Origin of the sequence: Fictibacillus barbaricus, from assembly GCF_014635025.1 — a bacterium.
Classification (GTDB): Bacteria; Bacillota; Bacilli; order Bacillales; family Fictibacillaceae; genus Fictibacillus; species Fictibacillus barbaricus.
Window position 1 is genome coordinate 1,589,405 of record NZ_BMCE01000001.1, and the last position, 23,047, is coordinate 1,612,451.

General features: G+C 40.3%; 27 protein-coding genes. 25 read left to right on the forward strand and 2 right to left on the reverse strand.

What is annotated here, in order from left to right; all coding sequences use genetic code 11:
- Positions 1-334 precede the first annotated feature (334 nt).
- The 4 genes from IEV52_RS07850 to IEV52_RS07865 all read left to right on the forward strand — a co-directional run bounded on the left by IEV52_RS07850 (position 335) and on the right by IEV52_RS07865 (position 5,573).
- Positions 335-2,896, forward strand: coding sequence for a vitamin B12-dependent ribonucleotide reductase (locus tag IEV52_RS07850; protein WP_188401898.1), 2,562 nt, complete (start codon positions 335-337; stop codon positions 2,894-2,896).
- Between the two features lie 101 nt (positions 2,897-2,997).
- Positions 2,998-4,035 (forward strand): spore photoproduct lyase, encoded by a 1,038-nt coding sequence (splB, locus tag IEV52_RS07855; RefSeq protein ID WP_188401899.1) that lies wholly within the window; start codon positions 2,998-3,000, stop codon positions 4,033-4,035.
- Positions 4,036-4,146: 111 nt separating this feature from the next.
- On the forward strand, positions 4,147-4,563 hold the full coding sequence (gene mntR / locus IEV52_RS07860; RefSeq protein WP_188402295.1) for a transcriptional regulator MntR: 417 nt from the start codon (positions 4,147-4,149) through the stop codon (positions 4,561-4,563).
- 80 nt (positions 4,564-4,643) lie between these two features.
- Complete coding sequence (locus IEV52_RS07865; RefSeq protein WP_188401900.1) at positions 4,644-5,573, forward strand: patatin-like phospholipase family protein; 930 nt, start codon at positions 4,644-4,646, stop codon at positions 5,571-5,573.
- A gap of 3 nt (positions 5,574-5,576) precedes the next feature.
- Here IEV52_RS07865 and IEV52_RS07870 read toward each other — a convergent pair whose 3' ends face one another.
- Both IEV52_RS07870 and IEV52_RS07875 read right to left on the reverse strand, forming a co-directional pair.
- Entirely contained in the window at positions 5,577-5,951 is a 375-nt protein-coding gene (locus IEV52_RS07870; protein ID WP_240460876.1) for an SA1362 family protein, read from the reverse strand.
- Positions 5,952-5,970: 19 nt separating this feature from the next.
- The gene (locus IEV52_RS07875) at positions 5,971-6,915 is read right to left on the reverse strand and encodes a DUF1385 domain-containing protein (RefSeq protein ID WP_188401902.1); all 945 of its coding nucleotides are present in this window, start codon (positions 6,913-6,915) and stop codon (positions 5,971-5,973) included.
- Between the two features lie 188 nt (positions 6,916-7,103).
- On the opposite strand from IEV52_RS07875, the gene IEV52_RS07880 reads away from it, so the two are divergent.
- The 21 genes from IEV52_RS07880 to IEV52_RS07980 all read left to right on the forward strand — a co-directional run bounded on the left by IEV52_RS07880 (position 7,104) and on the right by IEV52_RS07980 (position 23,035).
- Positions 7,104-7,619, forward strand: coding sequence for a YqhR family membrane protein (locus tag IEV52_RS07880; RefSeq protein WP_188401903.1), 516 nt, complete (start codon positions 7,104-7,106; stop codon positions 7,617-7,619).
- Between the two features lie 77 nt (positions 7,620-7,696).
- Positions 7,697-8,152, forward strand: coding sequence for a type II 3-dehydroquinate dehydratase (aroQ, locus tag IEV52_RS07885; protein ID WP_188401904.1), 456 nt, complete (start codon positions 7,697-7,699; stop codon positions 8,150-8,152).
- Positions 8,149-9,222, forward strand: coding sequence for a M24 family metallopeptidase (locus tag IEV52_RS07890; RefSeq protein ID WP_188401905.1), 1,074 nt, complete (start codon positions 8,149-8,151; stop codon positions 9,220-9,222). The genes aroQ and IEV52_RS07890 overlap by 4 nt, the downstream gene beginning before the upstream one ends.
- A gap of 20 nt (positions 9,223-9,242) precedes the next feature.
- On the forward strand, positions 9,243-9,800 hold the full coding sequence (gene efp, locus IEV52_RS07895; protein WP_188401906.1) for an elongation factor P: 558 nt from the start codon (positions 9,243-9,245) through the stop codon (positions 9,798-9,800).
- Positions 9,801-10,119: 319 nt separating this feature from the next.
- Positions 10,120-11,049, forward strand: a complete 930-nt coding sequence (gene spoIIIAA, locus IEV52_RS07900) for a stage III sporulation protein AA (protein WP_188401907.1) — start codon at positions 10,120-10,122, stop codon at positions 11,047-11,049.
- Positions 11,049-11,561 carry a stage III sporulation protein SpoIIIAB gene (spoIIIAB, locus tag IEV52_RS07905; RefSeq protein ID WP_188401908.1) on the forward strand — a complete coding sequence of 171 codons (513 nt, stop codon included), beginning with the start codon at positions 11,049-11,051 and terminating at the stop codon, positions 11,559-11,561. Before spoIIIAA ends, spoIIIAB begins: the two co-directional genes overlap by 1 nt.
- Before the next feature lie 15 nt (positions 11,562-11,576).
- On the forward strand, positions 11,577-11,783 hold the full coding sequence (gene spoIIIAC, locus IEV52_RS07910; protein WP_066290831.1) for a stage III sporulation protein AC: 207 nt from the start codon (positions 11,577-11,579) through the stop codon (positions 11,781-11,783).
- A 13-nt stretch (positions 11,784-11,796) separates the two neighbouring features.
- On the forward strand, positions 11,797-12,186 hold the full coding sequence (gene spoIIIAD, locus IEV52_RS07915; RefSeq protein WP_229754214.1) for a stage III sporulation protein AD: 390 nt from the start codon (positions 11,797-11,799) through the stop codon (positions 12,184-12,186).
- 17 nt (positions 12,187-12,203) lie between these two features.
- Positions 12,204-13,388, forward strand: a complete 1,185-nt coding sequence (gene spoIIIAE / locus IEV52_RS07920) for a stage III sporulation protein AE (protein WP_276208344.1) — start codon at positions 12,204-12,206, stop codon at positions 13,386-13,388.
- Positions 13,389-13,398: 10 nt separating this feature from the next.
- Positions 13,399-14,022: a stage III sporulation protein AF gene (spoIIIAF, locus tag IEV52_RS07925; protein WP_188401910.1), complete on the forward strand. Its 624-nt coding sequence runs from the start codon at positions 13,399-13,401 to the stop codon at positions 14,020-14,022.
- The gene (gene spoIIIAG / locus IEV52_RS07930) at positions 14,019-14,660 is read left to right on the forward strand and encodes a stage III sporulation protein AG (protein ID WP_188401911.1); all 642 of its coding nucleotides are present in this window, start codon (positions 14,019-14,021) and stop codon (positions 14,658-14,660) included. The genes spoIIIAF and spoIIIAG overlap by 4 nt, the downstream gene beginning before the upstream one ends.
- 4 nt (positions 14,661-14,664) lie before the next feature.
- Entirely contained in the window at positions 14,665-15,177 is a 513-nt protein-coding gene (locus tag IEV52_RS07935) for a SpoIIIAH-like family protein (RefSeq protein WP_188401912.1), read from the forward strand.
- 300 nt (positions 15,178-15,477) lie between these two features.
- The gene (gene accB / locus IEV52_RS07940) at positions 15,478-15,981 is read left to right on the forward strand and encodes an acetyl-CoA carboxylase biotin carboxyl carrier protein (RefSeq protein ID WP_188401913.1); all 504 of its coding nucleotides are present in this window, start codon (positions 15,478-15,480) and stop codon (positions 15,979-15,981) included.
- 12 nt (positions 15,982-15,993) lie between these two features.
- The gene (gene accC / locus IEV52_RS07945) at positions 15,994-17,352 is read left to right on the forward strand and encodes an acetyl-CoA carboxylase biotin carboxylase subunit (protein WP_188401914.1); all 1,359 of its coding nucleotides are present in this window, start codon (positions 15,994-15,996) and stop codon (positions 17,350-17,352) included.
- Positions 17,353-17,369: 17 nt separating this feature from the next.
- A complete protein-coding gene (locus IEV52_RS07950) occupies positions 17,370-17,777 on the forward strand; it encodes an Asp23/Gls24 family envelope stress response protein (protein WP_188401915.1) in 408 nt (135 codons plus the stop codon).
- A 209-nt stretch (positions 17,778-17,986) separates the two neighbouring features.
- The gene (gene nusB / locus IEV52_RS07955; protein WP_188401916.1) at positions 17,987-18,382 is read left to right on the forward strand and encodes a transcription antitermination factor NusB; all 396 of its coding nucleotides are present in this window, start codon (positions 17,987-17,989) and stop codon (positions 18,380-18,382) included.
- A gap of 16 nt (positions 18,383-18,398) precedes the next feature.
- Positions 18,399-19,268, forward strand: coding sequence for a bifunctional methylenetetrahydrofolate dehydrogenase/methenyltetrahydrofolate cyclohydrolase FolD (gene folD / locus IEV52_RS07960; RefSeq protein WP_188402297.1), 870 nt, complete (start codon positions 18,399-18,401; stop codon positions 19,266-19,268).
- Positions 19,269-20,630: an exodeoxyribonuclease VII large subunit gene (gene xseA / locus IEV52_RS07965; protein WP_188401917.1), complete on the forward strand. Its 1,362-nt coding sequence runs from the start codon at positions 19,269-19,271 to the stop codon at positions 20,628-20,630.
- Positions 20,623-20,862 carry an exodeoxyribonuclease VII small subunit gene (locus tag IEV52_RS07970; protein ID WP_188401918.1) on the forward strand — a complete coding sequence of 80 codons (240 nt, stop codon included), beginning with the start codon at positions 20,623-20,625 and terminating at the stop codon, positions 20,860-20,862. The genes xseA and IEV52_RS07970 overlap by 8 nt, the downstream gene beginning before the upstream one ends.
- Complete coding sequence (locus tag IEV52_RS07975; RefSeq protein WP_338083030.1) at positions 20,859-21,740, forward strand: polyprenyl synthetase family protein; 882 nt, start codon at positions 20,859-20,861, stop codon at positions 21,738-21,740. Before IEV52_RS07970 ends, IEV52_RS07975 begins: the two co-directional genes overlap by 4 nt.
- Before the next feature lie 698 nt (positions 21,741-22,438).
- On the forward strand, positions 22,439-23,035 hold the full coding sequence (locus tag IEV52_RS07980) for a hypothetical protein (protein ID WP_188401919.1): 597 nt from the start codon (positions 22,439-22,441) through the stop codon (positions 23,033-23,035).
- Positions 23,036-23,047 lie beyond the last annotated feature (12 nt).

Consider the following 23,047-nt stretch of genomic DNA (forward strand, 5'->3'; position numbering starts at 1 on the left):
GAGGTCTCGGTTTTTTCTTTTTGGAAGATAAAGTAAAAATAATAGAAGTCAAGATATTAATTTTTTTTACTAAAATGAAAGGTTTTACGAAAAACACAGGTTTTAACAGCTTTTTATAACTTCCAATTAATACAAATCTAATATTTAGCCATTTTTTCAATGAAATCATAGATAATATTCTTGAATCATCAAAATACTAGGATATCCTCTTGATTTCAAGTTTGACAATTTTTTTTCTTTGACACGAGGTTTACGTATATATAGTATAAGGGTAGAAGATATACATACAAGATATAGATATTCATCGTGTGTAATTTGAAAGAGGAGGAGAAATATGGACACAGTTGCAACTGTTAAAAAGGGTATAGATATTGAAGCTCTCAACAGTGATATAGCTCAATTTCCACAAGTACACCCCGTAACTTCCACAATGAAAACGACTCATAAAGGTGTTTCACGATTGGTTATGCTCGATCGATACAGCTTTAAAGACACAGAAAAGAAAACACTTAAACCAGGTGATTTTGTTGTCCTGACTGTAAAAGAAGATCCAAAGTTTCCAGCAAGAGGCCTTGGTTATATACAATCGGTAAACTGGGAAGATAAAAATGCAGTCGTCTTAGTAGAAGATGAATTTAAAGCGGTGCTAGAAAAGCCGGAAGAAGCTGAAACAGGGTTGATCACCCGTTCGCTGGACGTGATGGACAAGCCGTTAGAAGTCTTCTACGAACAGATCGCACTTCGAAATGCTACAGGTTTAGCTTCCGTTGAAATCACTGAAGAGAAGCGACAAGAATCATTCGAGAAGTTTTATAAAGAGCTTTCCGAAATGAACTTTGTACCTGCAGGACGAGTGTTATATGGTGCAGGGGCTGAAACAGATGTAACATATTTCAACTGTTACGTAATGCCGTATGTAAAAGACTCGCGTGAAGGAATCTCAGATCACCGTAAGCAAGTGATGGAGATCATGAGCCGAGGCGGCGGGGTTGGAACAAACGGTTCTACACTCAGACCGAAGAACGCTTTGGCTCGAGGCGTAAACGGCAAATCATCAGGTTCTGTATCATGGCTCGATGATATCGCTAAATTGACTCATTTGGTTGAGCAGGGCGGATCGCGTAGGGGCGCTCAAATGATCATGCTGGCGGACTGGCATCCTGACATTATTGATTTCATCATTTCTAAGATGCAGAATCCTCGTATTTTGCGTTATCTGATTGAGAATACAAACGATGAAAAGATTAAGCAAGTTGCTCAAGACAAGCTGAAGTTCACACCGTTAACACCAGCTCAAAAAGCAATGTATGAGGGTATCCTTCGCTATAAAGATATTCCAGGAACAGGCGGCTTCGATTCTGACGTTTTACGCGATGCAGAGACAATGCTTCGCGATGGAGGCACTTACAGTGTTCATAATTCTGAGTTCTTAACAGGAGCAAATATCTCTGTTACGATCACAAAAGAATTTATGGAAGCTGTTGAAAACGATTCAGATTACTCACTTCGATTCCCAAGTGTTGAAGCATACACACCAAAAGAAATGGAAGCTTACAACAACGAATGGCACGAGATCGGTGATGTTCGAGTATGGGAAGAGAAAGGTTACGGAATCCGAGTTTACAAACGCATTAAAGCACGTGAGCTTTGGAATCTGATAAACATCTGTGCAACATACTCTGCTGAACCGGGAATTTTCTTTATTGATAATGCTAATGACATGACGAACGCTACAGCATATGGACAAAAGGTTGTAGCGACTAATCCGTGTGGAGAACAGCCACTTGCACCATACAGTGTCTGCAACCTCGCTGCCGTTAACCTTGGCAACATGGCAGACAAAGAAAATAAAACAGTTGATTTTGAAAAACTTAAACAAACGGTTGAAGTCGGTGTACGCATGCAAGACAACGTAATCGATGCGACACCATACTTCTTAGAGCCAAACCGTGTTCAAGCTTTAGGTGAGCGACGTGTCGGCCTAGGTGTAATGGGACTTCATGACCTGTTGATTTATTGTGAGACAGTGTACGGTTCTGAAGAAGGAAACCAACTTGTTGACCAAATTTTTGAGACGATTGCGGTTACTGCATATCGTACGTCGATTGAACTAGCGAAAGAGAAGGGAAGCTTCCCGTTCTTGGAAGGCAATACGGAAGAAGCTACAGAAGAGCTTCGCAATCGATTCATCGAAACAGGTTACATGAAGAAGCTTCCTGAAGAGGTACGTGAAGAAATTTTAAAATATGGTATTCGAAATTCCCACTTGTTAACAGTTGCTCCTACGGGCAGCACAGGAACCATGGTTGGAGTCTCAACAGGATTAGAGCCTTACTTCTCTTTCTCCTACTTCCGCAGCGGTCGTTTAGGGAAGTTTATCGAAGTAAAAGCAGATATTGTTAAAGAATATTTGGACCGCAATCCAGAAGCAAACGAGAACGAGCTTCCTGAGTGGTTTGTAGCTGCGATGGAGCTTACACCAGAAGCGCATGCGGATACACAATGTGTCATCCAGCGATGGGTAGACAGCTCGATTTCCAAAACGGTTAACGCGCCTAAAGGCTATACGGTTGACCAAGTTCAAAAAGTTTATGAGCGTCTGTACAAGGGTGGAGCTAAAGGCGGAACGGTTTATGTCGACGGAAGCCGTGACTCACAAGTTCTAACGCTAAAAGCCGAAGAAACGTTTGAACAAACGGAGATCGATCTTGGCATGGAAGAAGAAAAGAGCAAAGTCGTTATTTTAGATACGATTACCGACCTTCGTTCAACAGATGTAACGATCGGAAACGAAGTGGGAAATACATGTCCTGTATGCCGTAAAGGGAAAGTAAAAGAAATTGGCGGCTGCAACACATGTACGAACTGTAATGCACAATTAAAATGCGGGCTGTAAAAGCTCGAGGGGAAGGAACTGGAAATGTTCCTTCCTTTTTCTTTTTCCATAATTAGCACATACTAACTCCATCATTTGTGATAATTGTGGGGTGTTTTACGATGACTGGTGCCAATAAACCGTTTATGCCGCAGTTGATCTATTTTGAACCGCGTGCACTGGAATATCCATTAGGAAAAGAACTGTTCGATAAATTTAGCAAGCTAGAAGTCGAGATCAGAGAAACAACATCTCATAACCAGATCCGGGACCTACCAGGAGAGAACGATTTTCAAAAGTACAGAACAGCTAAATCAACACTTGTGGTCGGGATTAGAAAGACTTTAAAGTTCGATACTTCAAAGCCGTCTGCAGAATATGCGATTCCACTGGCAACTGGGTGTATGGGGCACTGTCATTATTGTTACCTGCAAACAACGCTTGGGAGCAAACCCTATTTAAGAACGTACGTGAATACGGATGAAATTTTTGCCCAAGCGGAAAAATATATGCAAGAACGGTCTCCTGAGATAACTCGTTTTGAAGCATCATGTACGTCAGATATCGTAGGAATCGACCATCTGACACATAATTTGAAAAGAGCTATCGAATTTTTTGGTGCATCAGAATTAGGCAGGCTTCGTTTTACCACAAAGTATCATCATGTAGATCATCTTCTTGATGCAAACCATCAAGGGAAAACACGTTTTCGCTTTAGCGTTAACTCTCAATTTGTTATTAAAAACTTTGAACTTGGTACAAGTCCGTTGGAAGAACGTATCAATGCGGCCATACGCGTGGCTGAAGCGGGTTATCCCTTAGGGTTTATTGTAGCGCCTCTTTACCTTCATAAAGACTGGGAAGAAGGGTATAAAGAACTATTCCATATCCTGGAGACAAAGATTCCTAAGCATCTAACAAAGGATTTAACATTTGAACTGATTCAGCACCGTTTTACGAAACCAGCTAAACGTGTAATTGAAAAAAATTATCCGAAATCGAAGCTTGAAATGAACGAAGAAGAAAGAAAATATAAATGGGGACGTTATGGAATTGGTAAATATGTATATCAGGATGATCAGGCAACAAGACTGCGGGAAACGGTTGAAAATTATATCCATACTATGTTTCCGAAGGCTAAGATCGAATATTTTACATGATGTACGGTAAAGGGCCTTCCCTTGTCACGCTTACCATTCTATAGTATCCTTTTTATAGAGACCAAGCTGGTTTAAGTATAGGGAGGGAACATTTTGCCGCCAACCCCAAGTATGGAAGACTATATAGAACGCATCTATGCCCTTATCGAAGAGAAAGGCTATGCCAGGGTATCGGACCTTGCTGAAAATCTGGAAGTCCACCCCTCTTCTGTAACTAAAATGATTCAGAAACTCGACAAAGGCAAGTACGTCGTTTATGAAAAATACAGAGGATTCGTTTTAACGCCTAATGGCAAAAAACTCGGCAAGCGTTTAGTTTACAGACATGAGTTACTGGAAGAATTTTTAAAGGTTATCGGTGTAGACAAAGAAAACATCTTCCAAGACGTTGAAGGAATCGAACATCATTTAAGCTGGAATGCGATAGATCGCATTGGTGATCTTGTTCAGTATTTTGAGGAAGATGATAATCGATTAAAACAATTAAGGGAAGTACAAGCGAAGAACGAAGAACAAGAACAATCATAATTATTATGGTTGTTTTATTTTTTTAAATAGGTTATAAAGGACATCTTCTTCTGATTAGGATATTAGTGGAGGAGATGTCTATGCGGATAGATGGGGTTTTTTCGGGAGGGGGCATCAAGGCACTCTCACTGATTGGTGCTGTTGAAGCTGCTGAAGACCGTGGTCTAACTTTTGAAAGGGTAGCGGGAACAAGTGCGGGTGCACTGATGGCTGCATTGATCAAAGCCGGATATACGGCAGGAGAAATGAAAGAAATCATTGATAAATTGGATTTTAAAAAGTTCCTGGATACAAGCAAAACCATTGTACCTGTCCCATTTATGAACTGGTTAAAGTTATATTGGAAACTAGGGTTGTTTAAAGGAGATTACTTGGAAAACTGGGTGGCTTCTCTTTTAGCAGCGAGGGGGATCGTAACGTTTGCTGATATTCCTTATGGTAGCTTAAAGATTATTGCTTCTGATATTACGAGGGGAAGATTGATTGTACTGCCAGATGACCTTGAAGAATACGGGTTATTGCCAGAACGGTTTCCTGTTGCCCGAGCAGTAAGAATGAGCTGCAGTCTCCCTTATTTTTTTTACCCGATCAAGCTATTTAATCGTGTCGGTCAGAAAAGTTATATAGTTGATGGCGGTGTGTTGAGCAACTTTCCGATGTGGTTATATCAAAGAAAAGATCGTGTTCCGATTCGTCCGGTGTTAGGTTTCCAATTAAGCTCCTATATCAATGACCATATCCCAACACATAATGTGAAAAATGCTGTTCAGCTATTTAAAGCCTTGTTTGAAACGATGATGCAAGCACATGATAACCGTTATATTGATTCACATGATGCTAGAGATATTATTTTTATGCCGGTTAAGCATGTGTCTGTAATCGATTTTCAACTGTCTTTAGAAGCGAAAAAAGAACTCTATACATTTGGTTATGACCGCGCTGAACAATTTTTGCAGAACTGGATCGTGGGTAAATCTTACCCGCATCCCGCATACAAAAATCGAGCCTAATCCTTAAAAGGAGGCTCGATTTTTTTTCTTGTTCTTTTTCCCTTCGATAACCGTCAAATGATGTTCACGTGTTTTCTTTTTCAGGGCAGTACTTTTTGCATTTTTTTTGTTATTTGAAAATATCGGAGACGCCTTAGGCTGTTTTTGATTATTGCCGTACCGCTTTTGTGACTGTTTTACTGCTTTTCTATATTTGCCGTTTACACCGGATGAGGTTCTGCGAAAGATAAAGTAAAAAACGGCGACCACTGCTGCTCCGATCAGAATGGTCGTAAATAATTGGCGAGGTGAAGTGATCAATTGATAAAGGATTCCGACAACAGCCAGTGAAATGACAAACCAAATGATAGGATGCAATCTTCTGCTATTCTGTTGCAACAGGTTCACCTCCTTAAAATTAAACGATTTGACTTGCGTTTTTCTCACTTTCATAGGATGCGTCACGACGCAGCATTTCATTAAATGAAAGGATAGAAACTTCTATTTGTTTTTCATCTGGTTCTTTTGTTGTTAATAACTGGAGCCATAATCCTGGGTATCCGAGGTAACGGAGAACAGGAACGTCTCTTAATTTATTTGTTAACTGTAATACTTCAAAAGATACCCCTAAAACGACTGGAATAAGCGCAAGTCTGCATAAAATTCTGAGCCAAAGCGGATCGGAAGGAAAGAAATAATAGATAAACATCCCAACGATAACTGTGAATAGGATAAAGCTGCTGCCACATCGATAATGAAGTCTAGAGTGGCGTTTAACGTTTTCGACCGTTAGTTCATCCCCCGCTTCGTAAGTGTTGATGACTTTATGTTCTGCGCCGTGATACATGAAAACCCTTTTAATAGCAGGAGTTAAGGAAACAAAATAAATGTAACCTAGTAAAAAGATAAACTTGAACAAACCTTCTAGAAGATTTTGTCCTAAATGGCTGGGCACGATAAAGCGGAATGCTTCTGCCAAAAATACTGGAACGAGTGTAAATACAAACTTTCCAAATAAGAAAGATAAAACACCAATAATGGCTAAAGAGAAAAAGAAAGTAAATTTAGATGGTTTCTCTTCTTCTGCCTGTTCCTCTTCGCCAGGGTTTACACCAAACCGTTCTGCTGAAAAGTTTAAGTGCTGTGTGCCGTTCATACTTGCTTCAATAATCGCTATAAAACCTCTTAAAAAAGGAATCTTCTTTAATTTAGATAACAAAGGTGAAGGTTTTTTCTTAAGCTCAAAATACTCAATAGAATCGTCATTTCTTCGTATTGCCGTAACATATGTGTGTTTTCCGGCAAACATAACCCCTTCCAGTACGGCTTGACCGCCGTATGCGGGTTTTTTCTCTTTTGTCATGTTGGACCCCCAGCCTAAAGTTTTGTAGGTACTTTCTATTCTACAGGAAAGCCGGATATTCCTCCAGAAAAGGATGATTGTATTTTTCCCATTTTATACATGTTTTAGACGGAATATGATTGATTGGGCAAGGAGAAGTTTGGGCAGTAGTTTTGTGGACATACTAAAAATGTTGGAGGTGATCGTTTATGAGCGATTCAAAATTAGAACAAGACAAACAAGAAACGCAATCATCGTTTATGAGCAGGGTTGCAGGTGTTGGTTTTTTTGGAGGTCTTATATGGGCTGCATTCGGTTTTATCGCCTACTATTTAAATTTCTCAAAAGTAGGTCCCGCTCTTGTTTTAGCTCCATGGGCGCTAGGTAAGTGGAAGTCGCAGTGGATTGGACAGTTGATCAGCATTTTAATCATCGCCTTACTCTCCATCCTGGTTGCAATTGCTTACCGTTATGCGTTTGCTAAGATCAAGTCGATGCTGGCAGGAATTTTTTATGGAGTAGCATTATGGGCTATTGTATTCTTTCTGCTTCACCCTATTTTCCCAGGTCTGGAGCCGATGAATACAATCGGGAAGAACACGATTACAACAACACTCTGTATCTATATCTTATATGGTGTTTTTGTAGGGTATTCAATATCGTTCGAATACAATGAACGTTATGGGCAAGCGCACAGTGATAAGGATTCGGCACCAAGTTCTTAACTATTCAAAAGAATACTCGCTATGATAGAATGTTGTAAGAACATTCTATTTTTTTATGCAAAGGTTAGGTGTTTCCAATGAACAACAATAGAAAATTTCTTATTATAAACGGTCCTAATCTGAACAGATTGGGAAAGCGGGAGCCAGGAATATATGGTGCAAAAGCATTGGACGACCTAAAGAACGAACTAAAAGTATTGGCTGAAGAACTTCTAATGAGTATTTCCTTCAGACAGAGCAACAGTGAAGGAGATATCATTGACTTTATCCATGAAGCTGCGGGCCTTTATACGGGTATCATCTTAAATGCAGGGGCTTATACTCATTATAGTTATGCGATAAGAGATGCAATTGCCAGTGTTGATGTCCCAGTAATAGAAGTACATTTGTCAAATGTTCATGCTAGAGAAGAATTCCGTCATAAATCTGTAATCGCTAAGGAAACGATTGGACAGATTTCGGGTTTTGGTTTTGATAGTTATAAATTAGCGCTTCAAGCTTTTAACAGCCAAATTAGGGGGAATACAGTATGAGACGTATAGAAAAAGCGAGAGAATTATTTGAGACGTTTGATATTGATGCATTGCTTGTTACTTCTTCATCAAACCGTTTTTATTTAAGCGGCTTTAAAGGAAGTTCAGGTGTTCTTCTGATTACAAAGGAAGATGCTATTTTAGTAACGGATTTCCGATATAAGACACAAGCGGCTGAACAGGCGGAAGGATACCGTGTCGTGATGCACACTGCTCCAATTCCACAAGAGATCGCAAAGCTATCAAAGGAACTTTCATTCGGCAAGCTTGGGTTTGAACAAGATAACGTTACATATTCTACTTATCGTACATATGAGAATCAATTAAATACGGATGAAACAGAACTAGTTCCTGTTACAGGACTTATAGAAAAGTTGCGCTTGATAAAGGATGAATCAGAGATTAAGATAGTAAAGGATGCAGCGTCCATTGCTGATGCCGCTTTTTCGCATATCATCGAGTTTATCCGTCCAGGACTTACTGAGCGGGAAGTTTCAAATGAACTTGAATTTTTTATGAGAAAAAATGGAGCAACATCCTCATCATTTGATATCATAGTGGCTTCGGGCTATCGTTCAGCCCTTCCACATGGTGTGGCTTCAGACAAAATTATTGAAACTGGTGAATTAGTAACCTTAGATTTTGGTGCATACTACAAAGGTTATTGTTCAGATATTACACGTACGGTAGCAATCGGAAGTGTATCAGATGAACTAAAAGAAATTTATCAAGTTGTCTACGATGCACAAATGCTGGGTATGAAAGGTATTAGGCCAGGCATGACGGGCAAGGAAGCAGATGCGTTAACACGGGATTATATTGTTTCAAAAGGGTACGGTGATTATTTTGGGCATTCAACGGGTCATGGAATCGGTTTAGATGTTCATGAAGGGCCTGCTTTGTCCATGAAGTCTGATACGATTCTTGAGCCTGGAATGCTTGTTACTGTAGAACCTGGCATTTATGTTTCAGGCTTAGGCGGAGTTCGTATAGAAGACGATGCACTTATTACGAAAGACGGAAATGAATCACTTACCTCTTCAACAAAATCTCTTTTAACGATTAGTTAATCAATCAGGAGGATAAAAACATGATTTCAGTAAACGATTTTAAAACAGGATTAACCATCGAAGTGGATGGCGGGATCTGGCAAGTGCTTGAGTTCCAACACGTTAAGCCTGGAAAAGGAGCGGCATTCGTTCGTTCTAAACTTCGCAACCTGCGTACAGGCAATATTCAGGAAAAAACGTTCCGTGGCGGAGAAAAAGTTTCAAAAGCGCATATTGAGAACCGCCGCATGCAATATCTTTATGCTTCTGGCGATACACATACGTTCATGGATAACGAATCGTATGAGCAGATTGAACTTAATGCTTCTCAAATCGAGTATGAGCTAAAATATTTGCTTGAGAACATGACAGTCCACATCATGACTTATCAAGGTGAAACAATCGGGGTTGAACTTCCAAACACAGTTGAGCTAGTAGTAGCTGAGACTGAGCCTGGTATTAAAGGTGATACTGCTTCTGGCGGAACAAAGCCGGCAACGCTTGAAACGGGATTGATCGTACAAGTTCCTTTCTTTGTTAACCAAGGGGACAAGCTTGTTATCGATACACGTTCTGGAGCATACGTATCACGCGCATAATAAAAAAATCGAGCCTTATTCCTTTCTAGGGATAAGGCTTTTTTATTTTTTATATGCAGATGTCGTGATTTGACGAACGACATATATTTTGTGAAAAATGACTTAATTACATCTCATTACGGCTTAATTTTTTAAAATTAGACTTAATTCCTCACCTTTTTTGATTAAATTGACGTCTTGATTGACTTAATTCAAATTCTCGAGCAGCCACTCACCCTCCTATTTTTCTTCCCGTCTACCAACACTTCCTTTCTTGGCATAAAGCATAAGGAAAAGCCATACGTTTAAAGTACGAGCCTTTAAAAGGAGACAAGTATCTATGGAAAATATTTTTAGATTGTTTCCGGACGAAATTCAGCAACTGTTAAGAAATCTCCCTGCTTCGATCAAACAATCTGTTGAAGAAATAAGAATTAGAATAGAACAGCCACTAGAGATCTTATGTACTGGTAGACCGTTCTATCCTTCTGAAAGACCGGTTTCCCAAGAAGAAGCACAAGTTCTTCTTAACCGTCTGAGCCAGCACTCCCTTTATGCATTAGAAGAGGAACTGAAACGAGGATATATTACGATCGCAGGAGGTCACCGCGTCGGACTAGCTGGAAAAGTAATTACTGAGCAGGGTTTTGTAAAAGCCATCAAAGATATCAGTTCTTTTAATGTTAGGATCGCCAGGCAAAAGATTGGCATAGCGGAACCTCTTCTTCCGTACCTTTTTGAAAAAAATTGGCACAATACGCTGCTGATCGGCCCTCCGCAAACAGGAAAAACCACATTGTTACGAGATATTGCGAGACTGGTCAGCTGTGGAGTGAAAACCAAAAACATTCCATCCTATAAAGTTGGAATCGTGGATGAGCGTTCAGAAATCGCAGGAGCCATAAAAGGAATTCCGCAACATTCGCTTGGAAAGCGAGTCGATGTACTTGATGCTTGTCCCAAAGCGGAAGGTATGATGATGCTTATTCGCTCGATGAGTCCGCAAGTCTTGATCGTGGATGAAATCGGCAGAAAAGAAGATGGCGAGGCGATCTTAGAAGCAATGCATGCAGGGGTGCAAATGATTTTCACCGCACATGGCAGGAGCTTGGAAGATGCATTAAAAAGACCGGTCATGAAGCCTTTATCTGGTCTTTCATTGTTTCAGAGGTATGTTATTTTAAGTCGCGATAAAGGACCTGGTACGATACAGCGTATATTTGACGGTGAGTTTAAGGAGATCTTTCGGTCGTCAGGTGGTGCAGCATGATGAGTTGGTTCGGTGCAATAGCTATATTATCAGCAACAACGATATTTGGATTTGAGTGGGCTAAACGTGTTAGAGAACGGCCAAAGCAGCTAAGAGAACTAAAAGTTACACTGCAAGCACTTGAGGCAGAGATTATTTATGGGTCAACACCCTTACATGAAGCATTCCAGCATATTGGTAGACCGCTAAAAGAGCCATTATCTTCGTTTTTTCTTGTTATTTCAGATCTGTTAGAGGAAGGTGAACTGTCCGTTCAAGAAGTATGGGACAGGCAGTTAGCTGTATTAGCACAAGAAACATCTTTTAAAGCCGGAGAAATTGAAGTTCTCCGCCAGTTCGGATCAACACTCGGCAGACATGACAAAGAGCATCAGCAAAAACAGATTCAATTAACACTTGCACACCTTAATCGTGAGGAAAAAGAAGCGAGGGACATACAAGAGCGCTATGAAAAGATGTGCAAAAGCCTTGGTGTTTTAATGGGACTTTTAATCGTTATTCTTTTAATGTAACAGGAGGTTTCCTATATGGGATTGGATGTAAACGCAGTGTTTCAGATCGCGGGTCTTGGGATAATCGTTGCCATGCTTCATACCGTTTTAAAGATGATAGGAAAAGAGGACTATGCTCATTGGGTAACGTTGCTCGGATTTGTGGTCGCCCTATTTATGGTCATAACACTTCTTGATGATTTGTTTCAAAAAGTAAAAGGAGTCTTTTTGTTCCAGAACTAAGGAGGGGGCCGGATTGGAAATTATCCAAATTGTTGGTTTTGGGCTCGTCGCTGCATTCTTAGCTTTGGTCCTTAAAGAGCAAAAAGCGAATTTCGCCTTTTTGGTTACACTCATGGTTGGCGCGGGAATCTTTTTGTTTTTGATCGATAAAATTGGACAGGTACTAACCATGCTTCAACGGATTGCGATTAATGCCAATGTAAACATGGTCTATGTAGAAACATTATTAAAGATTATTGGAATCGCTTATATAGCAGAATTTGGAGCCCAGATCACAAGGGATGCCGGACAAGGGGCAATAGCTTCCAAGATTGAACTTGGAGGCAAGATTCTTATCCTTGTGATGGCCATACCTATATTGACGGTTATTATTGAAACCGTGCTGACACTTATTCCGAAATAAGAAAGCAGGTTGTAAAGATGCGGACTATGATGATGCGGACATGTCTATTTTTGCTACTATTCTTACTATTTATGGTAGTTGGCCCTCTTGAAACTGCATCTGCTAACTCTGTTACTTCGAAAATGGTAGAACACCAAATCTCATCCATGCAGCTCGATGAAATTAAAGAATATTGGGATAGCATCTCTCGTGAATATGGAGGATTCTTACCTGAAAGCCAAAAAGGGACGTTTCTTGAATTTGTAAAGGGAGAAAAAGAATTTTCCTTTAAAGGATACATGTTAGGCCTTTTAAAATTTATGTTTCATGAGCTTGCGGTCCACGGTAAACTTCTTGGAACATTGATCTTGCTAACTGTATTCAGCATGCTTCTGCAATCGATTCAGAATGCCTTTGACCGTTCAGCCATTTCAAAGGTCGCGTATGGCATTATCTATATGGTTCTAATCATTTTGGCGTTAAACAGTTTTCATGTCGCAATCTCATATGCAACAGAAGCGATTGATAATATGTTAAGTTTCATGATTGCACTCATACCTCTTCTGCTAGCCTTGATGGCAACAGTGGGAAGCGTTGCTTCAGTTGCCTTTTTTCACCCGGTCATCTTGCTATTAGTTAACACGAGCGGGCTGCTTATCAAAAATTTTGTACTTCCACTCCTTTTTTTATCAGCACTGCTAGGCATCGTTTCCACCATGTCAGAACATCACAAAGTGACACAGCTAGCAAAACTGTTAAGAAATATAAGTATGGGTGCATTGGCCTTTTTCTTTACTGTTTTTCTTGGTGTGATGAGTGTACAAGGAGCAACCGCAGCAGTTGCGGATGGAATTACGATCAAGACGGCAAAATTTATTACAGGAAACTTCATACCGGTCGTAGGGCGTATGTTTACCGATGCAACAGATACCGTGATGAGCGCATCCATCTTGCTGAAAAATTCTGTAGGAATTATTGGGGCTCTATTATTACTTCTGCTAGCTATCTTTCCAGCGATTAAAGTTCTCATTCTTGCTTTTATCTATAGCATGGCAGCGGCTCTTTTACAGCCGTTAGGAGGCGGACCGATCGTAGAATCGTTAGGAATCATCGGTAAAAGCGTCATGTTTATCTTTGCCGCTCTAATGACTGTATCGATCATGTTCTTTCTTGCTATTACAATTATTATTGCAGCCGGAAATGTCACACTGATGGTTCGTTAGGAGGGGAAGCATGGCTTTTTTAACAGAATGGATTACCAACATTATTATTCTTGTACTTTTAGCTGGAGTTATTGAGCTTTTATTACCGGGCAACCAGTTCCAAAGCTATATCAAGATGGTTGTAGGCTTACTTATCCTCCTCGCTATGCTCTCGCCACTTTTTAAATTAATTAATTCTGATTTGGATCAAGTGTTTTTAGCCATGGATCTGCCTGCTGCTGCAAAGGAAGATGAAATAAAAAATTCGATAGAAGAGAATAAAAGTGAAATACAATCCGCACAACGTGCATATATATTAGAGCAAATGGCTGTCCCAATGAAAAAACAAGTTCAGGAGGAGTTGAAAAAGACGTATGAAGTAGAAATTGTCGATCTTCAAATCCAAACGGAAATCAGAACAGAGCCGTTAAAGCCTGAAGATATTAAGGGTGCAAAAGTGGTACTAGCCAAACATCATGAACAAGCAGGGGTTTCTGAAGTTTCAGAAGTAGATGTAACCATTGCTGATCCGCAAAAAAAAGAAGATCACGAACAAGCTCCTGAAGAAATTGTGCGTTTCTTGGCCAGCCAGTGGCAGCTAGATTCAGAGCAAGTTGAGGTGCAAATGGAAGGGGGAGAGGAGTTATCCCAATGAAACATTCATTTTGGGAACAGATAAAAAAACGGCTGCAGCTTAGTGATAAAGCAGGGAATAAACAAAAGTACTTACTTATACTGCTTCTATTGGGAATTTCTCTTATGTTTATTAGTAAAATGATAGACTCCCCTGCTCAGAATAGTTCATTAGAGGGATTAGGCACTGAAAAAGAAACTAAATCTCAAGCAGTTTTTAAACAAGCGAAAGAAATAACGGATAAGAATATTAAAACGTATGAAGATCGGTACTCCAACGAACTAAAAGATCTATTGGAACAGATGCAGGGAGTTGGCAAAGTATCTGTCTGGGTGGAACTTTCTACTACAGAAAGAAAAGAGTTTGTCACGGATGACAGTACACAAAGTCAAACAACATCAGAAAATGATAAAAACGGCGGGAAGAGAACGATAGAAGATCAGAGGATAGATGAAAAAGTAGTGATCGTTTCAAACGATGGGAAAGAAGAACCAATAACTGTTACGACGGAGAAGCCTAAGATAAAAGGTGTGGCTGTTTTAGCACAAGGGGCAGAGAGTATTCAGACAAAAGCGATGATCATAGAGCTTGTAAAGAAAATCTTTGATATAGGAAGTGACCAAATCTTTGTAGGACCAAAAAATCCTGAGGGGGAATAAACAAATGTTATTGAAAAAACAAACTGTTTGGCTTTTGACCATGCTTAGTTTAATCATTGTGTTATCCGTGTATTATATTACTGCACCGGGCGGAACGGATGACCTTGCTTACCTTGAGGCAGGTAAGAAATCCAGTAAAGATGCAACAGTTTCGGGTGTTGCAAACGACGATGTTTTTACAGCCCTTCGCTTAGAACGTGATGAAGTTCGAGATGAAATGAGCGCAGATTATGTGTCTGTTGCGGGTTCTGAGGATGCTTCCGCAGAAGTACAAGCGGATGCTTGGGCGAAAATGACAGAACTTCAGTCTCTTACGATGCAAGAATCAACAGTGGAAACATTAATAAAATCTATGGGGTTTGATGATGCTCTAGTAAGTACGATGAACAACGAGATAAAAGTTATCGTGAAAGCAGATAAACTATCCAAAAAAGAAGTTGTTGAGATTATGAATTTGGCAAATGAGCATCTAGGAAGCAGCAAGACTGTAGCGGTTGAGTATCACGCGTCTAAATAAAGAAAGAAGCCGGAGTGACTCCGGCTTTTTTTATTTTTATAGAAGTTCATGATATATTTTATAGAAACCAATAAACGGCTGTTTGTATTGGCTTGTTACTGGAAAAAATAGAATAACAGAGAAGTCCGGAGGCGAACGCTTACAATATAAAGAGGAATCGTGTACTATTAACTAGTACATGAATCTTCTGTATCCATGAAATGAGAAATATGGTATATTACATGTGTTAAGACCTAGTCACAATAGATGGTGCTAATAAAAAACTAAACTGGATAGGATTGTTAAAGGAGTCGAGATCTCATGCTAAAAATACAAGAAATCCGCGAATTGATTAAACTTATTGACAAATCAAGCATTAACGAATTTAAATACGAAAATGATGGATCTAAGATCGTTCTGAAAAAGAATGGAGGAGCAGCCGTTTCTTATCAAACCGAAGAAGCTTATGCTCAGCCTGTAGTCACTCAAGCGCCACCAGTGAGAGAACAAGTCCCTGCGGTAGAAGCAGTTAAAGAAAGCCCAGAGGTAAAGCAAGAAACAAAAGCTCCTGAGGAGGATGCGTCTCTTCATAAAGTTGTTTCTCCGATGGTTGGAACTTTTTATTCAGCCTCTTCTCCAGATGCTGAAGCCTTCGTTAAACCTGGTGATCAAGTGTCTAAAGACAGCATTGTTTGTATTATTGAAGCTATGAAATTATTTAACGAAATTGAATCTGAAGTGAATGGCGAGATTGTAAAAGTATTAGTAGAAAACGGACAATTGGTAGAATACGGACAACCTCTGTTCCTTGTGAAAGCAGAATAGGAGGGTATGTCAATGATTAATAAGCTATTAGTAGCAAACCGTGGTGAAATTGCAGTACGGATTATTCGAGCATGCAAAGAACTTGGTGTTGAAACAGTAGCCGTTTATTCAGAAGCTGATAAGGATGCCTTGCATGTCCGTCTGGCAGATGAGGCTTATTGTATCGGACCGACTGCTTCAAAAGACAGTTATTTGAACTTCACAAACATTATGAGTGTAGCAACCTTAACTGGTTCAGATGCCATCCATCCCGGATACGGTTTCTTGGCTGAGAATGCTGATTTTGCTGAACTGTGCAGGGAATGTAATGTTACATTCGTAGGCCCTAGTGCAGAAGCAATCAATAAAATGGGTATCAAAGATGTTGCCAGAGCAACCATGGCAGATGCAGGAGTTCCTATTGTACCGGGTTCTGACGGAATTATAAGGGACAAGGAAGAAGCCGTTGAACTGAGCAATAAAATTGGGTATCCTGTAATTATTAAAGCAACAGCAGGCGGTGGAGGCAAAGGGATCCGTGTAGCGAAAAATGAAACGGAACTTTTAAAAGGCATCGCCATCACTCAGCAAGAAGCAGCAACCGCATTTGGGAACCCAGGTGTCTATATCGAAAAATACATTGAAGATTTCCGTCATGTTGAGATACAGGTGCTTGCAGATAATTATGGGAATGTCATCCACCTTGGAGAACGAGATTGCAGCATTCAGAGACGTCTGCAAAAGCTCTTGGAAGAGACGCCGTCACCAGCTATTTCCCCTTCTAAACGACAAGAGATGGGAGAAGCCGCTGTAAAAGCAGCTGAAGCGGTTCAATACTCCGGGGCTGGTACGGTTGAGTTTATTTTTGACCATAATACAGGCGACTTCTATTTCATGGAAATGAACACACGTATTCAGGTAGAACATCCTGTAACAGAAATGGTTACAGGTATCGATCTCATTAAAGAGCAGATTAAAGTGGCTTCTGGTGAGAAGTTACGATATAAACAGGAAGATGTTGAATTCAATGGCTGGTCGATCGAGTGCAGAATTAATGCTGAGAACCCGGAAAAGAACTTTATGCCATCTGCAGGAAAGATTGAAATGTATCTTCCTCCGGGCGGTCTAGGTGTTCGTATAGACTCAGCTGTTTATCCTGGCTACACGATTCCACCATTTTATGATTCTATGATTGCTAAAGTAATCACATATGGAAGTACAAGAAAAGAAGCTATTGACCGCATGAAGCGTGCGTTAAGCGAATTTGTCATTGAAGGCGTTCATACGACCATTCCGTTCCACCTGCGTCTGTTAAACCATGAGACTTTTGTGAATGGTGACTTTAATACAAAGTTTTTAGAAAATCATGATTTAACTTCAAAAAGCGAATAAGTGCGGAGGTGTTTAAGATGAATGAACTATCTTTTGAAATGGAGAGTTACTCATCAGAATTAGGTAAAGTAGAAATTTCACCTGAAGTGATTGAAGTGATCGCAAGTATTGCGGCATCAGATGTAGAAGGTGTAGCGTCAATGAGAGGCAGCTTTGCAAGCGGAGTTGTAGAACGTCTTGGAAAGAAAACACACGGTAAAGGTGTTAAAGTTGAACTTTCAGAAGCTGGTATCTCAATTGATGTATATGTATCTATGAAATACGGCGTTGCCATTCCAGATGTTGCTCAACGAATTCAAGATCATATCAGACAGGCGCTTTTAGATATGACAGCACTTGAAGCTACTGATATAAATGTTTTCGTAGTCGGCGTTCAATTTGATTCAAAAGAAAAACAACAAGAAGCACCAGAAGTAGATTATTAAAAAAATCAAAGGGGGTATGATGCCTCCTTTGATTTTTTTCGTGTTAATGTAAAACTTCGAATCTCTCTTTGTTATTTTTCTTGAGCATTAAGTAAAAAAACTGAATGTTCGGAAGGGTTTGCAAGTCCATTGTTCGGATTGTAACCTCTCCTCACAATATGGTATTATGCTAGTTAGAAATTGTTCGCAAATAGAAAGGAAGTCGGATTATGAAACGAAGACTTGCCAGAGAAAAGGCATTTCAGTCGCTGTTCCAAATTGAAGTAAGTGACATCTCAGCTAGTGAAGCAATGGAACATGTTCTAGAAGGTGAGCCATCTGATGATTTTTTAACACAAATGGTTCAAGGCACTGTTGAAAATAAAGAAGAGATCGAGCGCTTTCTTACGCCTTATCTCGAAAAATGGAGTTTCTCGAGACTGGCGAATGTGGAACGAGTTGTTCTGCAGATGGCTGCTTACGAATGGCTTTACATGGAGGAAGTTCCTAAGAATGTTACGTTGAATGAGGCGATTGAAACGGCAAAAATATTTGGCGGTGAAGAAGCAGGTCGTTTCGTAAACGGTGTCCTAGGAAAAATAATCAAAGATATAGACAAAAAATAAATGCTTTTGAGGGGGAATTAGAATGGCTGTATTAGATGGAAAGCAAATTGCAAAAGAGATCAGAGACCAGCTTGCCAGAGAGATCGAAGACCTTAAACAAGAAGGAACTGTTCCAGGTTTAGCTGTTATTCTAGTAGGCGATCATCCAGCGTCTCGTTCATATGTTCTAGCAAAGGAAAGAACGTGTAAAGAGCTCGGAATGCATTCAGTCTTAACTGAACTTCCTGAATCTATTTCTGAAGAAGAATTGTTAGAGTACATTCAATCATTTAACCTTGATGAACAAATTGATGGGATTCTTGTACAACTCCCCCTGCCTTCACATATTAGTGAATCAAAAGTAATAGAAGCGATCTTGCCAGAAAAAGATGTAGACGGGTTCCACCCCATTAACATCGGCAGAATGCATGCAGGCGATGAACAAGCCTTTATTCCTTGTACACCACTTGGTATTTTAGAGATGGTCAAGCAAACAGGTGAAGAAATATCAGGTAAGCATGTCGTTGTAGTGGGGAGAAGCAACTTGGTAGGAAAACCTGTGGGACAGCTGTTTTTGCAAGAAAATGCAACTGTAACGTTTTGCCACTCCAGAACGAAAAACCTTACAGAACAGACATTACAAGCCGATATCTTAATCGCGGCAGTTGGAAAACCAAATCTTATAACAGAAGATATGGTTAAACCAGGTGCAGTTGTTATTGATGTAGGTGTAAACCGCAAGGAGAACGGTAAGTTGTGTGGAGATGTTGACTTTGAGGCGATCAAGCCAAAAGCTAAACATATAACTCCGGTTCCAGGAGGAGTAGGCCCGATGACAATTACGATGTTGATGAACAACACGGTGCTCGCTTCAAAATGGAGAAAGAAGCTAAAGGAAGTTCATTAAATGCAAAACAACAATCGATATGTACCAATATCAGCTGTAACCCGGTATATTAAGCGATTATTTGAAAATGACGGTAATTTGCAGGATGTTTGGGTCAAAGGTGAATTATCGAATGTTAAGCTCCATAGCAGAGGGCATTTGTATTTCACGTTAAAAGATGCGAACAGCAGAGTGAATGCGGTTATGTTTGCTGGTAATAACAGATACTTGAATTTTAAACCTGAGGAAGGCATGCATGTGTTAATTCAAGGCTCTTTCTCTGTTTATGAACCACAAGGACAATATCAGCTGTACGTGAGAACGATGCAGCAGGACGGTGTTGGCAACTTATTTCAGGCTTATGAAGCACTAAAGAACAAGCTGGAGCAAGAAGGATTATTTGAACCAACACGAAAAAAGCTCTTGCCAAAGTTTCCTGCTAAGATTGGTGTGATTACTTCTCCAACTGGAGCAGCGGTAAGAGATATCGTAACAACGATCAAACGCCGTTTTCCATTAGCAGCCATTACGCTGTACCCTGTTCTTGTACAAGGTCCTGGTGCTGCTCCTTCCATAGCGCGTGCAATAGAACAGGCTAACTACGTTAACAAAGCTGACGTATTAATTGTAGGCCGGGGTGGTGGATCCATAGAAGAATTATGGGCTTTTAATGAGGAAATCGTTGCTCGTGCAATCCACTCTTCACAGCTGCCTGTCATCTCGGCAGTAGGACACGAGACGGATTTTACGATTTCTGATTTTGTAGCAGACCTTAGAGCGCCAACGCCAACAGCAGCTGCTGAGATGGCCGTACCTCACCTTGATGAACTGGGTGATCGACTCTTCCAAAGAAATGTTAGGCTAAAAAGGGTGATGAAGGATTATTTATCCGTTCATCAACAGCAATTATTCCGCCTGCAAAAATCTTATGCATTTAAATACCCAACTCAATTGGTGAAACAAAAAGAGCAGGAACTTGATAGAAACTTGGATAAATTAAAGAGAACAGCAGAAAGTTTCGTAGGTCAGCATCAGAATCAGCTTACATTGATGAAACGTCAGCTATCCCTTTTTTCACCTGCTGGTCAACTTCAGAAAGCAAACGAGAGAATCGTTTCTTTACATAAATTACTTGTAAAAGAAACAAACCGTCATGTCAGGCAGCACCAAACGGACTTTTCAAATAAAATCTCAAGACTATCTTCTCTAAACCCCCTTGCAATCATGGATCGGGGTTATAGTTTAACGTATAAACAAGGTAAGAAAGAACTCGTTAAATCTGTTAAACAAGTAAAAGCAGGGGAAGCGTTAACGATAAAGTTAAAAGATGGACAGATCGATTGTCACATCACGGGAACGGAGGCGTCTTTAAAGAATGACTGAAAAAGCGGGCAAACTTACATTTGAAGAAGCGATGATACAGCTTGAAGAAATTGTAGAAAAACTTGAGCAGGGTGATGTGCCTTTAGAAGAAAGTATAGATCTGTACCAGCAAGGCATGAAACTTTCAAAGTTATGTCATACGAAACTTAAGAATGTCGAGAAGAAAATGGATACAATTATGCATGAAGACGGAAGAGAAGAACCATTTGTTATTCAGGAGGAAGATCTTTGATAGCGTTTGAACAATATCTTCGTGATAAAAAGAAATTAGTCGAGGACAAAATGATAAGCTATTTAAGTCAGTTAGATGCTCCTTCAACCCTTAAAGATTCTATGCTGTATTCAATCTCTGCAGGCGGAAAAAGAATAAGGCCTATACTTGCGCTTGCAGTAATGGAATCATTTCAAAAAGATCCGCTTCAAATCGTGGATGCTGTATGTGCCATTGAATTTGTCCACACCTATTCCTTGATCCATGATGATCTTCCATCCATGGACAATGATGACTATAGAAGGGGAAAACCTACTAGCCATAAAGTCTTTGGAGAAGCACAGGCGATTTTAGCAGGAGATGCTTTGTTGACGGAGAGCTTCACGATGATCACTAACAATGCGTTTTTGTCTCCTGAACAAAAGGTTCAGATGATAGCTGTTCTATCTCAGGCTGCTGGAGCAGCTGGCATGGTCGGCGGTCAGATCGAGGACCTTGAGGGAGAGGACAGGAATCTTACTTTAAACGAGTTAGAAAGCATCCATGAAAAAAAGACGGGGAAAATGCTGGAATGCTCAGTATTAACTGGCGGTATTGCTGCTGGTGCTTCAGATGACGATCTAAAGTATTTAAAGAATTATGCACGACATATTGGAATTGCGTTCCAGATTCAAGATGATATCCTGGATATAACCGGCAGCCAAGATGAGATAGGGAAACCGGTTGGAAGTGATGAGGCCAATTTGAAAACGACTTATCCAAAGTTGCTTGGTCTTGATGGTGCTAAGAAAGAAATGGAAAAACATATACATATTTCTTTGGAACATTTAAACAAGATCAATGGAAATACAGGCATATTAGCGTCCATCGCAGACTACATTATAAAAAGAAATCACTAATAGATTGTTGCGTAATTGGAAGTATGATATGATATTATTTGCTTTGGAGTGGTGCAGTATTCTAGTCAGCCCCCCGTTCCTGAAGGCGGGCCTAAAAATCCGCCAAAGGGCACATCGATGAAGTTCCTTGTATTGGCTTGAGGCGCCCAGCCTTGGGTCAACGCTGGGAGTTAAGGTTGAAGGGCGATCCACAATGGCATGTGGGCGATGACCCTTCTTCCGCGGAGGCCCCCATATTTGCGGTTTGTGTTCAAAAGACCTTACTGCGAAATGGGGTTTGAACCTGCTTTGCCGCTTTTCTTGATTTCAGGAGAAGAAAAGGCGAGCAGCGTAGCCTGCCTTGAGTGGAGCTTGAGGGGATTATGGTGTGAAAAGCCTGTATCGGTTGGCCGCTGATTATGTGCTTTATACCATATGAAATCTTCTCTGCAAAAGAGGCTAGGGAATGTGCGCGAGGCTGTTGAGGAAAACTCCTAGACTGTTCTAAACCTGACACCTGTTAGGGATTATAGTGCGGACTAAGTGGTAATCTAGTCTAACGTTTGGTGACAGCGTTAAGGAGAGAGTAAAGGGAAACCGCGAACATGGCGACATTTCGTACTCTTCTGGGAAAACCTACTGGACCTAAGCCGCAGTCTTTACTTAATAAGGTGACCACTCCTTATTACATAAAGTGACCAAAAAAGAAGGAGTTATGCATGAAGCATTCCTTTTCTAAAACACTCAAATGGAGTACAAGCATTGCCGTTATCACTCTTGTGTTAGCGGCTATTTTTACAGTTGTTTCCTCCTTCCTTTTAAGTGGAGTTTCGTGGGCTGTTGGTATGGGAATCGTCTTTTTAATCGTATTAACAGGCGTTCTCTTTGATATTGTAGGTGTAGCGTCCACAGCAGCGAAAGAAGTTCCATTTCATGCGATGGCATCAGAAAGAGTTCCTGGTGCAAGACATGCTATAATTATTACAAGAAACGCTGATCGCGTAGCCAATTTTTGTAATGATGTGATTGGGGATATTTCCGGTATTGTAAGCGGAACAGCCTCTGCCGCAGTAGTGGTGGAACTTACACTCTCAATGGGCAACAGATCTGGGTCAAACTCTGAATATTTGATTTCGATTATTTTCACCAGTGTTGTAGCTGCTCTTACAGTTGGAGGAAAAGCTCTCGGAAAAAACTATGCGATCAATCACTCAACCTTTATTATTTTTCAGGTTGGGCGTTTATTATATTTTTTAGAGGAAAAATTAAGAATTAAACTGCTATCGCCTGCTAAAAAAGAGAAGAAAAGGCGTTAATGGAAAGAGAGG

Excerpts from the sequence above, each read along its gene's own strand:
- IEV52_RS07850 (WP_188401898.1), top strand. The coding sequence starts at position 335 with ATGGACACAGTTGCAACTGTTAAAAAGGGTATAGATATTGAAGCTCTC.
- splB (WP_188401899.1), top strand. The coding sequence starts at position 2,998 with ATGACTGGTGCCAATAAACCGTTTATGCCGCAGTTGATCTATTTTGAA.
- mntR (WP_188402295.1), top strand. The coding sequence starts at position 4,147 with ATGGAAGACTATATAGAACGCATCTATGCCCTTATCGAAGAGAAAGGC.
- IEV52_RS07865 (WP_188401900.1), top strand. The coding sequence starts at position 4,644 with ATGCGGATAGATGGGGTTTTTTCGGGAGGGGGCATCAAGGCACTCTCA.
- IEV52_RS07875 (WP_188401902.1), bottom strand. The coding sequence starts at position 6,915 with ATGACAAAAGAGAAAAAACCCGCATACGGCGGTCAAGCCGTACTGGAA.
- IEV52_RS07880 (WP_188401903.1), top strand. The coding sequence starts at position 7,104 with ATGAGCGATTCAAAATTAGAACAAGACAAACAAGAAACGCAATCATCG.
- aroQ (WP_188401904.1), top strand. The coding sequence starts at position 7,697 with ATGAACAACAATAGAAAATTTCTTATTATAAACGGTCCTAATCTGAAC.
- IEV52_RS07890 (WP_188401905.1), top strand. The coding sequence starts at position 8,149 with ATGAGACGTATAGAAAAAGCGAGAGAATTATTTGAGACGTTTGATATT.
- efp (WP_188401906.1), top strand. The coding sequence starts at position 9,243 with ATGATTTCAGTAAACGATTTTAAAACAGGATTAACCATCGAAGTGGAT.
- spoIIIAA (WP_188401907.1), top strand. The coding sequence starts at position 10,120 with ATGGAAAATATTTTTAGATTGTTTCCGGACGAAATTCAGCAACTGTTA.
- spoIIIAB (WP_188401908.1), top strand. The coding sequence starts at position 11,049 with ATGAGTTGGTTCGGTGCAATAGCTATATTATCAGCAACAACGATATTT.
- spoIIIAC (WP_066290831.1), top strand. The coding sequence starts at position 11,577 with ATGGGATTGGATGTAAACGCAGTGTTTCAGATCGCGGGTCTTGGGATA.
- spoIIIAE (WP_276208344.1), top strand. The coding sequence starts at position 12,204 with ATGCGGACTATGATGATGCGGACATGTCTATTTTTGCTACTATTCTTA.
- spoIIIAF (WP_188401910.1), top strand. The coding sequence starts at position 13,399 with ATGGCTTTTTTAACAGAATGGATTACCAACATTATTATTCTTGTACTT.
- spoIIIAG (WP_188401911.1), top strand. The coding sequence starts at position 14,019 with ATGAAACATTCATTTTGGGAACAGATAAAAAAACGGCTGCAGCTTAGT.
- IEV52_RS07935 (WP_188401912.1), top strand. The coding sequence starts at position 14,665 with ATGTTATTGAAAAAACAAACTGTTTGGCTTTTGACCATGCTTAGTTTA.
- accB (WP_188401913.1), top strand. The coding sequence starts at position 15,478 with ATGCTAAAAATACAAGAAATCCGCGAATTGATTAAACTTATTGACAAA.
- accC (WP_188401914.1), top strand. The coding sequence starts at position 15,994 with ATGATTAATAAGCTATTAGTAGCAAACCGTGGTGAAATTGCAGTACGG.
- IEV52_RS07950 (WP_188401915.1), top strand. The coding sequence starts at position 17,370 with ATGAATGAACTATCTTTTGAAATGGAGAGTTACTCATCAGAATTAGGT.
- nusB (WP_188401916.1), top strand. The coding sequence starts at position 17,987 with ATGAAACGAAGACTTGCCAGAGAAAAGGCATTTCAGTCGCTGTTCCAA.
- xseA (WP_188401917.1), top strand. The coding sequence starts at position 19,269 with ATGCAAAACAACAATCGATATGTACCAATATCAGCTGTAACCCGGTAT.
- IEV52_RS07970 (WP_188401918.1), top strand. The coding sequence starts at position 20,623 with ATGACTGAAAAAGCGGGCAAACTTACATTTGAAGAAGCGATGATACAG.
- IEV52_RS07980 (WP_188401919.1), top strand. The coding sequence starts at position 22,439 with ATGAAGCATTCCTTTTCTAAAACACTCAAATGGAGTACAAGCATTGCC.